The sequence below is a fragment of the Paenibacillus sp. J2R1T-4 genome, from assembly GCF_059692235.1.
In genome coordinates, this window is record NZ_JCAUBA010000002.1 from 478,566 (window position 1) to 496,673 (window position 18,108).

Consider the following 18,108-nt stretch of genomic DNA (forward strand, 5'->3'; position numbering starts at 1 on the left):
AGTATGACCGAATGAACATTATAGTCAATATGTACTGGAGGTACACAACAGATGAATTCTAAACGTAAAAGTTCTTTAAGGAATGAATGGAGCTCATTATTTCGCAATCGTAAGCTGCTGATCTCGGTATCAGCGGTGGCTCTTATCCCTTTGTTATACAGCTCTTTGTTTCTATGGGCATTCTGGGATCCGTATGATAAACTCGACACTTTGCCGGTAGCGATTGTTAACCTCGACCAAGGAGCGACAATGGAGGGCAAAGAGTTTCATGTAGGGGACGAGTTCGTCCAGAAGATTAAAGAGACAGATGGATTTGACTGGCGATTCGTCGATCAACAAGAAGCTATGGACGGATTGCGTAACAATCGTTATTACATCGGTCTAGAAATTCCAGAAGATTTCTCACAGAAAGCAACTGATGTTCTTAATGAACAGCCTGTTGCTGCGATGTTTCACTTTTATCCCAATGAAAGCTATAACTTTCTATCGTCCCAGATTGGTAAGACGGCCGTAGATCGTATGAAAGTCGAAATTTCTCAACAATTAACAAAAACTTATACCCAAACGATATTCACTACATTCAATAAGCTTTCGGATGGTTTAGTCCAGGCAGCAGATGGAGCTAAGAAATTATCTGAGGGCAGCATAACGGTTAATGATGGGTTAGTCCAAGTAAATTCGAATTTAGGTAAGCTCATGGAGGGCACACTCCCGATTCGGAATGGCATTATTGATCTGAATCATGGAGCTCAACAGCTCAACAATGGATTGAACCAACTGCAGATTTCAAGTGGACAATTGGCAGGGGGGTTAACTGAGCTTAGTTCCGCATACAAACAGCTAATACAGGGCTCTTCACAAGCCGACGCTAGTATTACTCAGCTGAATACTGGGCTAACCGCTGCTGAAAAGGCAACGAATGAGTTAAAACAGGGAGCAGACGGATTATCAGTTGGATTGGAGAAATGGGCAGCCGCTCATCCAGACTTGGCGAAAGACGAATCGTTACAGCAATTAATTGGAGCAAGTAAGCAGGTGGCCAGCGGGACAGATTTACTTGCTGCCAGCAGTAAACAGCTTGCAGATGGTTCATCTCAATTATCTGTTGGAAGCAAGACGCTAGCTCAGGGGATGACGACATTTGGCGAGAAGTTGGATCAAGCTCAAGCAGGCGGCACTGCCCTTGCTGCAGGAACCCAATCAGCAGTAAGCGGAGGAGCCGGGTTACTGAACGGGCTTTCTCAGTTGTCAGGAGGAGCGGACCAGCTAGCTGAGGGAACGAAACAGTTGAAGGATGGAACAGACCGGCTCACTGCAGGCTCCTCCCAGATTGTTAATGGCACTAATGAACTGTCGAGCAAGCTGCAGGAAGCTTCAACACAGACCAGTGAAGTTCACACAACCGACGCAACTTACAATAAAATTGCTAATCCTGTACAAGTTGAGGAAGATGTAATCTCTCCAGTTCCTAACTATGGTACTGGCTTTGCACCTTATTTCATCTCATTAGGACTATTCGTGGGGTCCTTATTACTAACGATTGTGTTACCATTGAAGGAAACTTCTTTAATGCCTAGATCCGGTTTCAGCTGGTTTATGGGTAAATGGGGAATGATGTTATCCATTGGTGTCATACAGGCTGTTATTGTGGATATTGTTCTGTTATTCGGTCTTGGCATTGAAGTACAGAGCATCCCATACTTCATGTTGTTCAGTGTGTTGGTTAGTTGGACCTTCATGACACTTGTGCAGTTCTTGGTTACAGCATTCGGAGACCCAGGTCGATTCATTGCCATCATTATCTTGATCCTGCAATTGACAACATCGGCTGGAACATTCCCGTTGGAATTAATCCCTGCACCGCTGCAAGTATTCAATGCATGGCTGCCGATGTCCTACACGGTATCAGGATACAAAGCCGTTATTTCTAGCGGAGACTTCTCTTATCTTGGCCAAAACGCACTTATCCTAGGTGCTTTTACAGTAGGAGCAAGCCTATTGACTTTAACGTACTTTATTGTGAATTTCCGCAAAAAGGATCATTCTGAACAGAACGATCCAACACCAGCAGTAACAATCTAATAACTCCGACAAAAGGCAGCCATTTCTCTGTTACGAGGAAGGTTGCCTTTGTTGATATTGACACAGCCCATGATACAAAAGTACAATCACTACGTATGCAACCCATTCCTTGGGAATCTTTCAAATAGAGAGGATGTTTGTTAGAAATGAAATTAACTAATAAAATAGGTGTTATCGTAGATAGCTTTGGTATAGGAGTTAGAGCCGGGCTGTTGAAAGCGAAAGAAGTAGGAGCAGAAGGTGTACAGATCTATGCGGTAAGCGGAGAGATGGACCCAGCAAACTTATCACCCGCTCAGCGTCGTGAATTGAAATCCTACATAGACTCCCTTGGTCTTGAAATCTCTGCTTTATGCGGTGACTTAGGTGGACATGGCTTCCAAGATGTCGGAGCAAATCCTGCGAAGATTGAGAAATCCAAGCGTATACTGGATCTGGCCAAGGAGTTAGGAACGAATATTGTTACTACACATATCGGGATTGTGCCGGATGATAAGAATGGCGCCACATACGCAGCTATGCAGCAATCCTGCGAAGAGCTTAGCCAATATGCCAGCAGCATGGGCGGATTTTTTGCAATCGAGACAGGTCCTGAGACGGCTGATCATCTTAAAGGATTCCTCGATACACTTAGCAGCAAAGGCGTTTCCGTTAACTTCGACCCAGCCAACATGGTAATGGTAACAGGCGATGATCCGGTACGCGGACTTCATATATTGAAAGATTACATTGTACACACCCACGTGAAGGATGGCATCCGTTATAAAGAAGTAGATCCTCGCGAGGTGTATGGTTCTTTGGGCTATGAGCCGATGGATCATGGTAAAATTGCGAAGATGGTCAGCTCTGGAGAGATCTTCCGTGAAGTTCCCCTTGGCGAAGGTAAAGTAGATTTCAAAGCTTATTTTCAAGCAATCCAAGACATCGGCTACACAGGTTATTTGACGATCGAACGTGAAGTTGGCGATCAACCTGAAGTTGATATTCGTAAAGCCGTAGATTTCATCAAGATGTATCGATAATACCGAAAATTCCACTTTCCTGTTCAGTTGCCATAAATTGCGGCATGAATTATTGAATAGATGCATGCTACAATGAACAGGCACCAAACAAACTAGGCCGAAGCTAATAAGCACGGGGGAACCAACTTTGGGGTGAAGCCGCATCAAAGCGGCCGGGTTAACTCTTTGATCCGAATCCGACAGCTAACCTCGCAGGCCGAAAGGGAGAGTGGATCGTTTTGAAGAAAATGAACAAACAGATTCTAGCAGGAGTACTTGCACTTAGCGTAATCGGAGGCACATTCGGAGCAGGTGCAGCGTCAGCAGCGCCACTAACCGAATTGCCTAACAATAGCAACAACGTTAAGGTTTACTACAGCGTGCAACAAGGTAACTTGGCGGATTTACTGAATGGTAAATTTGACTTTTCGAAGCTGCAACAATGCTTCCCAGGCTTACAGCTGCAATTGCCAACTGGAACGCCTGAGCCGAAACCTGTAGCTCCAACGCCTGTAACACCAGCGCCAGTAACTCCAACGCCGACACCAGCACCGGTAGCTCCAACTCCGGCGCCAGTTAAGCCAACGCCTGTAACACCAACTCCTACACCGGTAAAACCTGCACCAGTTAAGCCAGCACCTGTTCAACCTACACAGCCTGACCAATCAACTGGAACAGAGAGCTCCTATGCCAATCAAGTGATTTCACTTGTGAATCAAGAGCGTGCCAAAGCAGGACTGAAGCCAGTAACCAGTGATGCTGAATTGACTCGGATGGCGTTAGACAAAGCCAAAGATATGTACAACAATAACTATTTTGATCATACTTCACCAACTTTTGGTTCACCGTTTGATATGATGAAATCTTATAATATCTCTTACCGTTATGCTGGTGAGAACATTGCTAAAGGTCAACGCAACCCTCAAGAAGTAATGACAGCCTGGATGAACAGCCCCGGACATCGTCAAAATATTTTGAGCCCGAACTTCACGAAGATCGGTGTTGCTTACTACAACGGCGAATGGGTACAAGAATTTACAGGATAGGATAATCCATTTTAGTTAGAACCGCTGACTTTTGTCTGCGGTTTTTTTTTATAGAATTTATTAGTTTTTGGGATTAATGAAACGTTGAACAGAAAAGAGCAGGAAGATGGAGCGGAAAAGCGTTAGCGGTCGCCTTTGCACTTGAATTCTCACCACTTAAAATAATTCATCAGAATTCAAATGCAACAGCGATTGGAGCCCATCTTCCTGCTCTCCTACGCGCAAAACTGAATTCAGCCGCAAAGGAGCACTATAATTGTCAACAAAAAACACCGCCTATCCATTCGGATAAGCGGTGTTCCTTTAACTTTCCATTATACAATCGCATTCTCGCCCGTTAATTGAAATACTTGTTGGGCACAATATTCGATAATGTCGCTGCGGCGAACGATACCGATAAAGCGGTCCATGTCATCAACAACAGGAACGAAATTCTGCAGCTTGGCTTTGGAGATCAAATCACTCATGTTCGCATTAATGTGAACCGGCATATTATGGACTCGCATTGGAATTTCAGATAGTTGTACACGATGAGCGTTGTCGAATGACACGTCTTCGTTATTCTTTAGGAACCAAAGTAAATCTCCTTCAGTAATCGTGCCTACATACTTGCCTTCTTCACTAAGAATGGGAACGGCTGTGTAACGGTGATATTCCATCCGCTCCAAAGCCTGACGAAGTGTTGATTGAGTAGTTAAACAAATCACTTCAAGTTTGGGGACTAGAAAAAAAGCAATATTCATGTAACAATCTCCTTCTCCATGATTCTTTCTCTATATGACAAACTCCATATCCATAAAGACCACACATCTCTTACCCATTATACCGTGTTTTGAAGCATTGCGTTAATTTTTTATATGGAAAATCAGTGAATATGGAACAATATGGATCTGAAAACAACACATTGCATCAACAACACAAGGGAACAATACAAATGAGGTGAATATTATGTCGCGAAGACGAAACCGTTCGAATCGACTGGATGCTTTCAAAGTTGAGGTTATGAAAGAGCAAGGATATGCGGTTGATCCTAATCATCCTGATCAGGTTAAATATGAGGTAGCCAAGTCACTTGGTGTACCGCTTACCCAGGGTGATAACGGTCATCTTACAACAGAATCTGTTGGGAAAGTCGGAGGGCAAATTGGCGGTGCTATGGTCAGAGAAATGGTGCGCATGGCGCAAGAACAGTTAGCCAAAAACCCAAAGCAGAAGTAAGCATCTCGCAGCTTTGAGCGTTTCTATCAAGAAACGCTCAAAGCAGTTGGATGGCGAAAGTGTTATATTTTGGCCGATCTCATAGCTAAAATGTCATACATCCCCTCTTAAAATATACTAAGATGAAGTTGTAAATGGCAGCAGCCATAACTTTATCAGACTGTAAAGGGTCGAGAGGAGAATTGTATGAACAAGCTTGCTATTCATGGCGGGGCACCCGTTCGGACTACTGGATATGCGGATTGGCCGATATATGATGAGCTGGAGCTTAACTTGCTTAAGGAAGTTCTGGAATCAGGCAAATGGGGAGGAGCCGGGGGAAGTGCCAAACCTAATTATCAACCTAAGCTACCTTTGATGGAGAAGCAATTCGCCGCTCTGCAGAACACACAATATGCCGTTAGTGTTGTGAATGGAACTGTTGCGATAACGGTTGCGCTTCAGGCAGCAGGGGTGAAATCCGGTGATGAAGTTATTATCCCGCCCTATACATTTATAGCCACTGCTACAGCATGTCTAGCCTATGGAGTCATTCCAGTGTTTGCCGATATTGAGGAAGATACTTTATTAATTGACCCGGAGAAAGTAGAAGCTCTGATAACGCCTAAGACAAAAGCAATCATCGCTGTCCATATTGCAGGGGCACCTGCTAACATGACACGCTTGACTGAAATAGCCACAAAGCACGGCATCGCATTGATTGAGGATGCTGCGCAAGCGGTAGGTGCCAGTTGGGAAGGTAAAGGGGTTGGCGGGATTGGGGATATCGGGACATTCAGCCTTCAATCCAGCAAAAACCTGAACTCAGGCGAAGGCGGTATCATTACAACGAACAAGCAACAATTGTGGGAAAATGCATGGTCCATCTGCAATGTTGGCCGTATTCCGAATGGCGGCTGGTATCAGCATGAGAAGATGGGGCAAAACTACCGCATGTCAGAATTCCAAGCAGCCATCGTAATTGCTCAGATGACACGTCTCGAGGAGCAGATGAAGAAGCGCGAGAACAATGCTGCTCGTCTGAATGAGCTTCTTGGCCAAATCGAAGGAATCAAATTAATCAAGCAAGATCCGCGCATTACACGTCATGCCTATCATTTATATATGTTTAAGCTCGATACCGAAGTTACGTCTCGCATTAATAAGGATGAATTCATCAAACGTATTCAAGCCGAGGGTGTACCTGTTGCATCTGGCTATGTGCCGCTCAATAAGAATGTAGCTGTATTAGATGCGACTGAAGCATGGACTGGTACACGGACAACATATGATTGTCCGGTTTGTGAGCGGTTATGTGAGAAGGAAGCACTGTGGTTGACGCAAAATGTATTATTATCAGACGATCAAGCTATGGTTGATATTGCAGCAGCTGTTCAAAAAGTAATTCGTTCATTCTAAAAAATAGGGGTAACTTATAAAGGATTCCATCCTTTTCGGCTAAAGCCGGGAGGATGGAATCCTTTTTGGTATCGAATTGACTTACAACTCTAACACTTGCTGCCAGATGCCGGAATCAACTGGGATGCCATGCTTCAAATTATAGTTGCGGGTACTAAGAGCAGATTCACCAGGATAGCGGATGCTGCCATTCTCGTCCGTAGGAACACTGTTATGCAGGTCATCCAGAATTTCTTCCAATCGTTGAGCTAGTACCCCTTGCTCCGGTAGTCGCCCATAATCAAAAGCGATGAATATTTGAGAAAGGGCATATTCCCCATCCAGCTTCCCGACGTCATAAGTGGACGAGCCTCCTGATAGAAGGACGGCAACCAGATCGAGCATCAAGGAAAGTCCGGAGCCTTTCCAATACCCAATCGGGAGTGGACGGCGGGACTTTGTGATTGCGGCCGGATCTCTAGACAATCGGCCTTCTTCATCGTACCCGCCGTCGAATGGAAGCTGCTCTCCATTCAATGAATATGTATTCAATTTGCCATAAGAATACTGGGACATCGCTATATCAAGTACGATCGGTCCTTGCTCTCTTGGAACAGCGAGGACGAGGGGATTGTTGCCAATCTTACTGTCCTTTGCCCCCCACGCAGGCATATTAGGCATTGTATTCGTCCAGCAGATCCCGATACAACCCGCTTCTGCTGCTTGCCATCCATACGAACCAGCGCGCAGCCAATGATTCGTATTGCGCAGAGCGACAACGCCAACTCCATGCTGCTTGGCTAATGAAATGGCGCGGTCCATGGAGAAGGCTGCATTGAGATTGCCGGGTCCCAATCTGCCATCCCAGCGTTCAATGGCTCCTAATTCGTCCGTTCGAACAGGCTCTGCATGAATATCAATTATCCCTTTATTGACATTGCTAATAAATGCAGGAAAGCGGTTCAAGCCATGAGAATACACTCCGTCACAGCTCGTCTGGGTGAATAATTGGGAGCAGAGCTCCGCACGTGCTTCTGTGAAGCCATGATTAAGGAGGATCCGTTTTAACTGGGCTTTCATTTCATCAAAAGGAATTCTGAGCATGGAACGATTCACTCCTTCTATAGTTATGTCAGTTATTCAGCCACTTGGTCTCTAAATAGTATAACGGAATTTTATGCGCTAAGTAAGAGTTGCAGAAGGGTTGCAACTAGCAATCTTCCCTTTTTGCTAGGGAGGTGATACAATACAAGAACCTTTTTGACTATATTATATAAATATTGAAAGCGTTTGCTAGCAAAGACGGAAAGGAACGATTGGATTGAGACGATTAAGAGCTGGGGTTGCAGTGGCTGTAGTTACAGCATGCTCGATGGGATTGCTTACCGCTTGTTCATTCTCTTCAATATGGACAAAGGATCAGCAGAAACCGAATGCTTCCAAAGATCATGTTACGTTTGTGATCAATAGTCTTGGGATTGGGTTCCCAGATGGGCTTGATGAGAATAACAATCCCTATCTCCAATATATGGAATCCAACACCAATACAGATATTAATATCATTCTTCCGCCGTCTGATGGATATAGAGAGAAGTTGAACGTGATTATGTCCTCAGGCAACAAGCCGGATATGATTAGTGTATTCGACGATGTCTGGATAGCGAATTACGTGAACCAGAATGCATTAATGCCGCTTGATGACATCATTGACAAGTTCGGACCCGATCTGAAAGCTAGAATTCCGAAGGAAGCTTGGGACAAAGTTACATTCAACGGCAAAATATATGCTATCCCCAGCCTCAATGAGGTGAAGGGTATCGAGCTCATGTATGCGCGCAAGGATTGGTTAGATCGACTCGGCTTGAAACCGCCGAAGACATTGGATGAGTATTATAAGGTCATAAAAGCATTCAAAGAACAAGACCCGGACGGGAATGGTAAGAATGATACGATCGGACTCCTCATGACGGAATACTTGGGTAGATCCGCTCCATTCTTCGGAGCGTTCGGTGTGCAATTGAACCAATGGACGACAAGAGACGGGCAAATGGTTAACTCGAACATCCTGCCTGAGACGAAGGAGGCGCTCGGCTTTCTATCCAGGCTTTATAAGGAAGGCCTGTTGGATCAGGAATTTCCGCTTAACAAGATCCGCAATCTGGACGAGAAAGTATCAACCGGGAAGGTAGGATTATTTTCTGCAGCTTGGTATGATACCCGAGGTCCCATCGAGACGAACAAAAAGCTGGATCCTAAAGCAGAGTGGATCCCTCTAGAATATCCGGTAGGGCCAAGAGGCGAAAAAGGAGTTTATAATACAGATCTTGTCCGTCATTATGAGGTAATTCCGATAGAAAGCAAGAACGCGGAAGCCGTGATTCGAGTGTTGAATTTCATCGCTGGTGACGGCTACAGTAATCTGAAGCTAGGCTTCGAGAATCAAATATGGTCGCGTCAGAACGGAAAAATGGTGACCAATTTTGCGGAGCATAACAAGCATTTGTATAGAGGAATTTACTTATCACTGGTTGATGTCGGTCAACCGGATCTTGTCAAGGCCAGACTAGACTCGCTAGGTGAGCATTTTCATCTATATGACAATTTACAGTTAATAGAAAATAATTTAATTAAGAACGAGTTTTATGGGATGCCTACCCCGGCGATGGAGAGGTACAAGTCGAAGCTATCGTTACTTCAGGAAGTTTTCACAAAAATTATTATCGGGGTCTCTAAATTGGACGAATTCGATACCTACGCAGAGAGGTGGAAGCAAGAGGGCGGTGACGAAATCACAAAAGAAGTAAATGCTTGGTACCGTAACAGTAAATAAAAGTATGCTTAGAAGACGTATTACAGCTAAGAATAAATTTCTGAAATTACTAATCATTCGCGATTGTGTAAGGAAGTGAGTTATGATGACGCGTTTAATCCAGTGGACGTACCGGCAGTATACGCAAAAGATTCAGTTGAGACTTACTTTGTACTTTCTATTCATACTGCTGCCACTTGTGGCAATCAGTCTTTTCTCCAATGTCAAGTCAAGAGAAGTATTGCTGGAGCAAACCGCTGATCGAACAAAAGCCGCGCTCAATTCATCCATGGATTATATGGATCTGACCCTTCAGAATGTGGAAGAAATATCAACCTTAGTTGCAACGGATACGAACGTCCTACGGCTGTCGGATCAGATCGGCCCTACACTGACACCGCAAGCGGTTGTCAACTTCATGGATATATTGAAGCATTTCACAAACGTTACATCTATCAATCACATGGTCTCCCAAATATCGATTTATCATTCCCGGACGCAGATGATTGTATCTTCAGTAAATGGCACGAAACATGTTCAAGATCCACAACAACAGCAGTGGTTGCGTCAAGTTGCTCAGAAAAGCGGAACCGGAATCAGTTACATGCTGCCTGAGGATACGACGGGTCTGGATAAGCTGACGGTTGGCAATATTCTTGGGACGGACAGCATTTCTTTGGTGCGTACATTGGATCTCAACAATATCGATCGGCAGCCTGATCTGTTGATCGTAACGATCGATAAGAACAAGCTGCTTAATCTGATCCGTTCGTTGTTACCTTCTCCGCAAGCTCAAATCTACTTGTACACGAACAATCAGAAGCTGGTTACAGGAACCGGCAGCGGGGATCCGAATCCGCTAAATGTACATGAGAACGATCCCGATGTATTCTCAGTCAAGAGCGATTCCCGCTATTACAAATGGTCACTCGTCATGCTCCAGCCTATGAAGGAGTTGTATGAAGGGACCGATCCGCTCAGGCTATATACGTATTTAATTATCGGAATTAGCGTATTGTTGGCTTTCTGGATATCATGGGCTGTATATAGCGGGATCGCGTCGCCAGTGCAAAAGCTATATCACGGGATGCGAGGGGTCGGCAGCGGTAAGTTCAATATTCAACTCGAGAACGAACGGAAGGATGAATTCGGCTATTTGACCAAAGCATTTAACCAGATGGTTCAGAATCAGAAGGACTTGATCGAGAATTTCTATGAGCAGCGGCTTCGTCTGACGGATACAGAGCTCAAGTTTCTTCAGTCTCAGATCAACCCGCATTTCTTGTATAACACACTCGATTCGATATATTGGGCTGCCAAAAATTATGAAGCAGATGAAATCAGTGAAATGGTGCTTCATTTGTCGAAGTTTTTCCGGCTTAGCCTGAATAAAGGCAGAGATACATTCACAGTTCAGGAAACTGTAGAGCACTTGCACTATTATATACGAGTACAGCAGCTTCGGTTTCTGGACAAGTTCTCTGTCCTATACGAGGTGCAGGAGGAAAGTAAATCGGTTCCTATCTTGAAGTTATTGTTACAACCCCTTGTTGAGAATGCCATTCTGCATGGACTGGAGCATAAGCCTAAGGGTGGAGTACTGAAAGTATCCAGCAGGATTGAGGGCGAATATTTATTGCTTACGGTCGAGGATAACGGAGAAGGTATTCCGACTGAGCGTCTTGCTTATATTCAAGAGCAGTTAAGTAAAATATCCGAGGATGAGGAGCTGGAACTCTCATTCGCAAGCGAGTCGGTACAAGATTTGTACGCACTTCGCAATGTATTGTCGCGTATCAAGATGCTGTACGGGCCTCAAGCGAGTCTAACCGTAATCAGCAAGGAAGGAAGCGGCACCGTATCGATGGTATCATTGCCTCTGGAGCGTTGCCAAGCACAGCTTAACTTGTACAACAAGAAATGGCCTGTATTACAATTCGGAGAGGAGACTTGAGCATGAATCTGCTTATCGTAGAGGACGAGCTTCGCTTATGTAACAGTTTGGTTAACAATTTTGCTTGGGAATCATACGGGATTGAAGTAATTGGAATGGCCCATAACGGGCTTCAGGCGATCGAGCTTATAGAACGTCGTAAGCCAGATATAGTGATTCTCGACATTCAGATGCCGGGTATGGATGGACTGACCTTAGCTCGTCATATTCAGGGATTGAACACGCTGACTAAGATGATCATTCTGAGCGGTCATGATAATTTCAGTTACGCCCAGACTGCTATGGAGCTCGGAGTTGTGAAATATTTACTGAAACCTGCGGGAGATGAAGAGATTCTAGAATCGGTCCTAGAAGCTGCCAAGCAGCTCCGGGAGGAACTCGAGCGTAGACACAATCAAGCAGAGCTGCAGCAGAAGTGGATGCAACATCTTCCTCACTTGCAGAACAATTTCTTCTTGAACTGGGTATCCGGCAAATACGAGACATGGGAAGTGTTAGAACGCAGTCTGGACGTTCAGATCAGCCTGAATGCGGATACCCGGTTCGCTCTAGCCGTTGTGGACATGGACCCTCTTCCCGAGCAGGAAAAGAGATTTACTTCTCAGGATGCTTCTCTTTTGCAATTCTCCTTGAATAGTATTTCACGTGAGATGCTGCTCGATTGTTGGATCTGCTCCGACCCGATCGGACATACGATAGTACTGTTTCCCATGCAGTCGGATAAGAATGCAAATGAGCATCTATTGGTCGTGAATACGGAGATTGCTCGATTATTATCCAATGTCAAAGCTTGTCTGAAGCTAACAGCCAGTGCCGGGATCGGCGGAGGCTGTGGAAGTATAGACGATGTTCCGCTTCTATACTCGCAAGCTTGCAGTGCACTGCAAAGCCGTATTCTCTACGGTAGAGATATTGCTATTCCTTATCGTGAAACCCCTGGGCGGACACCGGTACTAGCCGTCGAGCCGAACTTGGAGAAGTCGCTGGAGATTGCCCTTCAAACCGGTGACGAACCAAAAGCATTGGAAACTGTTGAGCTGCTCTGGAAGCATGGGATGAGTAGGGCAGAATCCATCGAAGATGTTCATGAGAATGTCCTGTATTGGAGCAGCCTGCTCATTCGTACGATCCAGAAGCAAGGATGGATCATCAAAGAGTTGGTCGGTGATGACTACACCTACTTACAGAATCACAAGCTGCTTACCGGCAAAGAGCAAATCTATGACTGGCTGCTTCGTATTGTTCGCAGTGTAATTGCTTATGTGCACAAACAACGCAGTACAACAAGCCACCAGATGGTGAAGTCGATTCTTAGTATTGTGGAGAATGAGATGGATCAGGAAATTACCCTTCATACGGTCGCGGATCGTCTATATCTGAATTCCTCTTACCTTAGCCGGCTATTCAAGCAAGAAACAGGCAAATCATTCTCGAATTATGTATTGGAGCGGAAGATGGAGCGTGCCAAGGCGGCGCTTGTTGACGGCGCCAAAATCAGTGAAGCCGCCAGCATGGTCGGCTATCATGACGGGAGTTATTTCACTCGTGTATTCCGCAAGTTCTGGGGAGTGACTCCAGGGGAGATTCGTTCGACCGTGTAGGGACGTTTGGATAATGGCATGAGTACAGTTCAATCATCTAGGACCTCTGGAATAATCACTTCCAGAGGTTTTTTCTATGCCTGAAAAGGGTGTTAATCAAGAGACCCTATGAAACAGTATTCAAAGTACCAAAACTGGTCATCAATGTCCGATACAAATTAATCTTCTATTTGCTACACTTGTTCCATTGAATCTCCTTCCGGTACGAAGACAGCGCTTCCAGCAATTTTCAATCGGAATAGATGATTATACAGATGAGGGGGAGAGTTGTATGAAGCCAGACGTATCTCATCCGACGACAGCATCCAGACGTTCATCGTCTAAGCGGCTGTGGGTGGATATTCGCAAAGATTGGGATTTATATTTGGCTTTGGTGCCCGGCATTGCGTTTTTGCTTTTATTCAAATATACGCCAATGTATGGGATCATTATTGCGTTTAAGGACTTCAACATTTTTGATGGGATGGCAGCTAGCGAGTGGGTGGGGTTGAAGCATTTTGAGAAACTGTTCTCATCGGAAAGCTTCTTGAATGTGTTTCAGAATACTTTAATTATCTCGTTGTACAAAATTGTATTTCTATTCCCGCTTCCTATTATCGTAGCCATCTTACTGAATGAATTGAAAAACATGGCATTCAAGAAGGGCATCCAGACGGTCATTTATTTACCGCATTTCCTGTCCTGGGTTATCGTAAGCGGATTGTTCATTGACATGCTGTCCATTAATGGAGGAATCGTCAACCGAATCCTCATAGGTCTTGGCGGTGAACCGATACGCTTTTTCCTTGACAGTGACATTTTCCGCTCCGTCTTGATTTTTACAGCGGGTTGGAAAGAGGTAGGCTGGAGCACAATCGTATATTTGGCGGCTCTCACGAGCATTGATCCTCAACTATACGAAGCAGCCAAAATCGATGGTGCGAATCGCTGGAAGCAAACTTTACACATAACGCTTCCGGGACTTATTCCCATCATCCTGCTCATGTTTATTCTCCGGCTCGGTAATATTCTGGAAGCTGGTACTGAGCAAATTCTCGTTATGTACAATCCTGGCGTCTATAACGTTGCCGATGTTATTGGAACGTACGTTTACCGGATTGGGCTGGGTAACCAGGATTACAGCTTCTCTACTGCAGTCGGATTGTTCGATTCCGTCATCGCGTTCTTCCTGATTCTTTCGGGTAACGCCTTAAGCCGGAAATATCTGCAACGGGGAATATGGTGACATACAAGAGAGGGGGACTCCGCGAATGAAAATTGCTGATGCTGCTGCGGTCCGAAGAGGATCTTCCAACACCATTAAAATATCTTTAGGTGAAAAATTGTTCTCTGTTTTCAATTATGTGTTTTTTATTTTGCTCGGTCTAACGACTATATTCCCGTTTTTGAATTTGATCGCGAAATCGCTTAGCGGCGAGGAGGCCGTCGTATCAGGGAAAGTGACACTGCTTCCAGTAGATCTTCAGTTCGGAACATATCGTTATGTAATCGAAAATTCGATGTTTTTGAACGCATTCAAAGTTTCTGTAACCGTTACGATTGTGGGCACGGCACTTGCGTTGCTCATGACAACATTAGCTGCTTACCCGCTCTCCAAGCCAAGACTTCGTGGACGTAAATGGTTTATTCTGATGTACATTTTCACCATGCTGTTCAGCGGAGGGTTGATTCCGACTTACTTGCTTATGCAGAATCTTCATTTGCTCAACACACTGCCTGTTCTTTTCCTGCCGGCTATGGTGAGTGTGTACAACATGCTGATCATAAAGAGCTATTTTGAAAGCTTACCTGATGAGTTAGAGGAGTCGGCCAAACTTGACGGTGCGAGCAACCTCACGATACTGTGGCGGATTATTCTGCCGCTATCGATGCCGGTATTAGCTACGATCGCATTATTCTTCGCGGTTCATTTCTGGAACGATTATGTGACATCGCTGATTTATATTAACTCAGCCGATCTAAAGCCTTTGCAGTTGTATTTGAAGGAGCTGTTCGTCTCTTCGAGCGACGTCTTCCTTCGCACGGGTCAAGAAGTTAACGTCGATGCAGCGATGAATGTATCACCGCAAGCGATTCAAGCGGCATCCATCATTCTGGCTACTCTGCCGATCCTGCTCATTTATCCGTTTCTGCAAAAGTATTTCGTGAAGGGCGTTCTAGTCGGCTCTGTAAAAGGATGATTTGATACCAAGATCTGAAGGGAGGTGATGGACAGTCCCCGGATTCACACCAGAAGCATTGGATTTAAGTTGTAACCGATAATGAGTGTCACATTTAAAGGGAGGTTCATCCATGTTCAAAAAGACATTAACCGTGCTATCGATAGCTACATTGGCTACTACGCTTGCTGCTTGCGGCGGCGGAACTGATACCAAAACGAGCGGTTCAACAACGAGCCCAAGTCCTACAGCTACAGCAACAGCAAATAAGCCGAAGCCTGAATTTAAAGCTCTAATTCAATACGGTCGATTTGATCCGAACGCAGAAGTAGTAGCCAAATATTTGAACGAAAAAACAGGATACAAAGTTACTTATGAGATGCTGCCTGTTGAAAATCCGGACGACAAATTAAACCTGCTGATGGCCAGCAAAGAGAAATATGACTTCATGATTCTCGGCTCAGGACAGTATGCCAAACTAGCTGCATCTGGAGCATTGGAACCCATTGATGAGCTTGTAAGTAAGTATGGTACTAATTTGAAAAGTGTGATTAGCCAGACTACCTGGAACGGAGCAAAACTGGGCGGAAAAACTTATGGGATTCCACAATCAGGAACAGGTCTAATCGTTAATACAGCACTTATTACTCGCCAAGATTGGATAGACGAGCTTGGTCTGAAAGCACCTACGACCCGCGATGAGCTGTATACGTTCCTGAAGACGATCAAAGAAAAGAAGAACGTCATTCCACTTACTGGCGGCAAAAGCCCGATGGTGTCTGAAATCGCTTCAACATTCGGCATTACAACCGGTTGGCAGGAAGCAAACGGAAAGATCACGCATTATGTAGAAAATCCGGCGATGAAGCAATACCTGGCATTTATGAAGAAATTGTACGACGAGAAGTTGATCGATGCGGAGTGGGCCATTAACCAAGGAAACAAACTGATCGAGAATTTCACAAGCGGAAAAGCGGCCATGATGGTGAATGGTTACTACAATGCTCCGACTGTACAGAACGCCCTGGTGAAAAACTTCCCAACTGCAAAAATAGCACAGCTGCCATACCTGAAAGGGGATAACGGCAAAACGCAAGTGGTAGGTGCGGGAAGTATCGCTTATTATGTCGCAATTCCTAAGTGGGCGGAAAATAAAGATGAAGTCATGAAGTACCTGGATCTGAAGTTGGATAAAGAAATTCACAAAGTAGCTTCAATTGGTCAGGAAGGCGTACACCATAAAGTGGAGAACGGCAATTATTTCCCGATTTTGCCGAAATTTAATGATGAGTACAACAATGCAAGTGCATTCTTGACCGGTACTGATGAGAAGAACTACCCAATCTACTGGCAGGCTCGCGTTAGAAAAGATCCTATTCTGACAGAAGCTTTCACTAAAAACCAAGATAACGCTAAAGGCAGCGTGGTTTCTGATCCGCTTTCATTTGCACCGCCGCTTGATGCGATCGCCAAAAACGGACAAAAGCTTAACAAATTAATGGAAGATACTTTCATTAAGTATATAACTGGCGGAGATTCACTTGATAACTATGACAAGTTCCTTGCACAATGGAAATCAGAAGGCGGAGACGAAATGATTAAAGCCGCCAATGAATGGATCGCAACAACCAAGAAGTAATGAATTCGTAATGAAGAGGAACCCGCTGGCAGATGCCCAGTGGGTTCTTCCTATTATAGATGCAGTAGCTCTTATAGCATAAAAAGACCCACGTTTCTCGTAAGAGAAGAGTGGGTCTTGATAATTTATGCCATTAATTAAAATTGAATTTCTTTTCCTTGTGCAGCTGATTCGTAGATTCCGCATAGGATCTTCATCATTTCCACACCGTCTTCAACTGGGCTAAGTGTCTCTTTGCGACCTAGGCATACGTCGACAAAGTGATTGATCTCGTCTTGGAAACCAGCTACGAAATCGAAAGTCAGGTTGTTGATTTGAGGAGTAACGTTCAGGATTGTATCGTACTTCTCCGTAACAATGGCTAATTCCGGCTCCAACTCAACGCCGCCTTTGTCCCCGTACAGCTTAACCGTCAATTCGTCTTTCTTAGCATGTAACGTGAAGCTTACATCAACCAGGATGGAAGCACCGTTCTCAAAACGGATTACGGCATTAGCCATATCTTCTACCGTATTGATTTCAGCATTGTAATCCGCTGCTTTGTAAAAGTTCAAGTTCTTGACGTTAGAGCGGTTACCAAGCTTATTGTAAGTATTACCGCTTACTGATTTCACTTTAGGACGGCCCATCAAGTACCAGCAAAGGTCGATAACGTGAACACCCACATCGATCAGAGGACCGCCACCGGAACGCTCTACATCAGAGAACCAGCCGCCTGGATTACCTAACTTACGGATACATGAAGCTTTGGCATAGTAGATCTCGCCTAGATCGCCATTATTAAGGAATTCCTTAACGATCCGTGTGTTGGAAGCGTAACGGCGTACAAAACCAACTTGAAGCAGCTTGCCGCTTTTACGGACGGCTTGCTCCACTTCATAAGCTTCAGCAACTGTCTTACACAGAGGTTTCTCACAAAGTACGTTCTTGCCAGCCTCAAGCGCAGCAATGCTGATAGGGGCGTGGGAATTATTCCATGTACAAATGCTGATTGCATCGACATCCGGATTCGCGAGAAGAGCGTGATAATCCGTGTATACATTCGGAATTCCATATTTTTCTGCTTTTTCTTTGGCGCGTTCTTCGTTTAAATCACATATTGCAATTAGTTGGACTTCTGGGTTGTTTTTGTAAGCATTCAGATGACTCTGAGAAATGGAACCGGCACCTACTACGCCAATACGGACTACTTTGCTCATGGAATACACCTCATACAATAAAT

The 18,108-nt window shown here is 44.8% G+C and carries 14 protein-coding genes and 1 riboswitch; of the genes, 11 read left to right on the top strand and 3 right to left on the bottom strand.

The window, feature by feature from the left end; genetic code table 11:
• The first annotated feature begins 51 nt into the window (after positions 1–51).
• From AC58QD_RS05835 to AC58QD_RS05845, 3 genes are all read left to right on the top strand, one after another.
• The gene (locus AC58QD_RS05835; protein WP_497330973.1) at positions 52–2,082 is read left to right on the top strand and encodes a YhgE/Pip family protein; all 2,031 of its coding nucleotides are present in this window, start codon (positions 52–54) and stop codon (positions 2,080–2,082) included.
• 146 nt (positions 2,083–2,228) lie between these two features.
• A complete protein-coding gene (locus AC58QD_RS05840; RefSeq protein ID WP_497330975.1) occupies positions 2,229–3,104 on the top strand; it encodes a sugar phosphate isomerase/epimerase family protein in 876 nt (291 codons plus the stop codon).
• Between the two features lie 85 nt (positions 3,105–3,189).
• Positions 3,190–3,316, top strand: a riboswitch (cyclic di-AMP (ydaO/yuaA leader).
• A 6-nt stretch (positions 3,317–3,322) separates the two neighbouring features.
• Positions 3,323–4,129, top strand: a complete 807-nt coding sequence (locus AC58QD_RS05845; RefSeq protein WP_497330977.1) for a CAP domain-containing protein — start codon at positions 3,323–3,325, stop codon at positions 4,127–4,129.
• A 314-nt stretch (positions 4,130–4,443) separates the two neighbouring features.
• Here the strand turns inward: AC58QD_RS05845 and AC58QD_RS05850 are convergent, their stop codons facing one another.
• On the bottom strand, positions 4,444–4,872 hold the full coding sequence (locus tag AC58QD_RS05850) for a CBS domain-containing protein (RefSeq protein ID WP_497330979.1): 429 nt from the start codon (positions 4,870–4,872) through the stop codon (positions 4,444–4,446).
• Positions 4,873–5,077: 205 nt separating this feature from the next.
• Between AC58QD_RS05850 and AC58QD_RS05855 the strand changes: the two genes are divergently transcribed.
• Together AC58QD_RS05855 and AC58QD_RS05860 are read left to right on the top strand one after the other, a co-directional pair.
• Entirely contained in the window at positions 5,078–5,347 is a 270-nt protein-coding gene (locus AC58QD_RS05855; protein ID WP_497330981.1) for an alpha/beta-type small acid-soluble spore protein, read from the top strand.
• 186 nt (positions 5,348–5,533) lie between these two features.
• A complete protein-coding gene (locus tag AC58QD_RS05860; RefSeq protein WP_497330983.1) occupies positions 5,534–6,745 on the top strand; it encodes a DegT/DnrJ/EryC1/StrS family aminotransferase in 1,212 nt (403 codons plus the stop codon).
• Positions 6,746–6,826: 81 nt separating this feature from the next.
• Here the strand turns inward: AC58QD_RS05860 and yiaK are convergent, their stop codons facing one another.
• Complete coding sequence (gene yiaK, locus AC58QD_RS05865; protein ID WP_497330985.1) at positions 6,827–7,828, bottom strand: 3-dehydro-L-gulonate 2-dehydrogenase; 1,002 nt, start codon at positions 7,826–7,828, stop codon at positions 6,827–6,829.
• Between the two features lie 268 nt (positions 7,829–8,096).
• Between yiaK and AC58QD_RS05870 the strand changes: the two genes are divergently transcribed.
• The 6 genes from AC58QD_RS05870 (at position 8,097) to AC58QD_RS05895 (ending at position 16,886) form a co-directional block, all read left to right on the top strand.
• The gene (locus AC58QD_RS05870; RefSeq protein WP_497331401.1) at positions 8,097–9,554 is read left to right on the top strand and encodes an extracellular solute-binding protein; all 1,458 of its coding nucleotides are present in this window, start codon (positions 8,097–8,099) and stop codon (positions 9,552–9,554) included.
• A gap of 82 nt (positions 9,555–9,636) precedes the next feature.
• Entirely contained in the window at positions 9,637–11,487 is a 1,851-nt protein-coding gene (locus tag AC58QD_RS05875) for a sensor histidine kinase (RefSeq protein ID WP_497330987.1), read from the top strand.
• A gap of 2 nt (positions 11,488–11,489) precedes the next feature.
• Positions 11,490–13,088, top strand: coding sequence for a response regulator transcription factor (locus AC58QD_RS05880; protein WP_497330989.1), 1,599 nt, complete (start codon positions 11,490–11,492; stop codon positions 13,086–13,088).
• Positions 13,089–13,359: 271 nt separating this feature from the next.
• Positions 13,360–14,313, top strand: coding sequence for an ABC transporter permease (locus tag AC58QD_RS05885; protein WP_497330991.1), 954 nt, complete (start codon positions 13,360–13,362; stop codon positions 14,311–14,313).
• A 25-nt stretch (positions 14,314–14,338) separates the two neighbouring features.
• The gene (locus AC58QD_RS05890; protein ID WP_497330993.1) at positions 14,339–15,268 is read left to right on the top strand and encodes a carbohydrate ABC transporter permease; all 930 of its coding nucleotides are present in this window, start codon (positions 14,339–14,341) and stop codon (positions 15,266–15,268) included.
• Positions 15,269–15,380: 112 nt separating this feature from the next.
• Positions 15,381–16,886, top strand: coding sequence for an extracellular solute-binding protein (locus AC58QD_RS05895; protein WP_497330995.1), 1,506 nt, complete (start codon positions 15,381–15,383; stop codon positions 16,884–16,886).
• Between the two features lie 137 nt (positions 16,887–17,023).
• Here the strand turns inward: AC58QD_RS05895 and AC58QD_RS05900 are convergent, their stop codons facing one another.
• Entirely contained in the window at positions 17,024–18,085 is a 1,062-nt protein-coding gene (locus AC58QD_RS05900; protein ID WP_497330997.1) for a Gfo/Idh/MocA family protein, read from the bottom strand.
• Between the last annotated feature and the right edge of the window lie 23 nt (positions 18,086–18,108).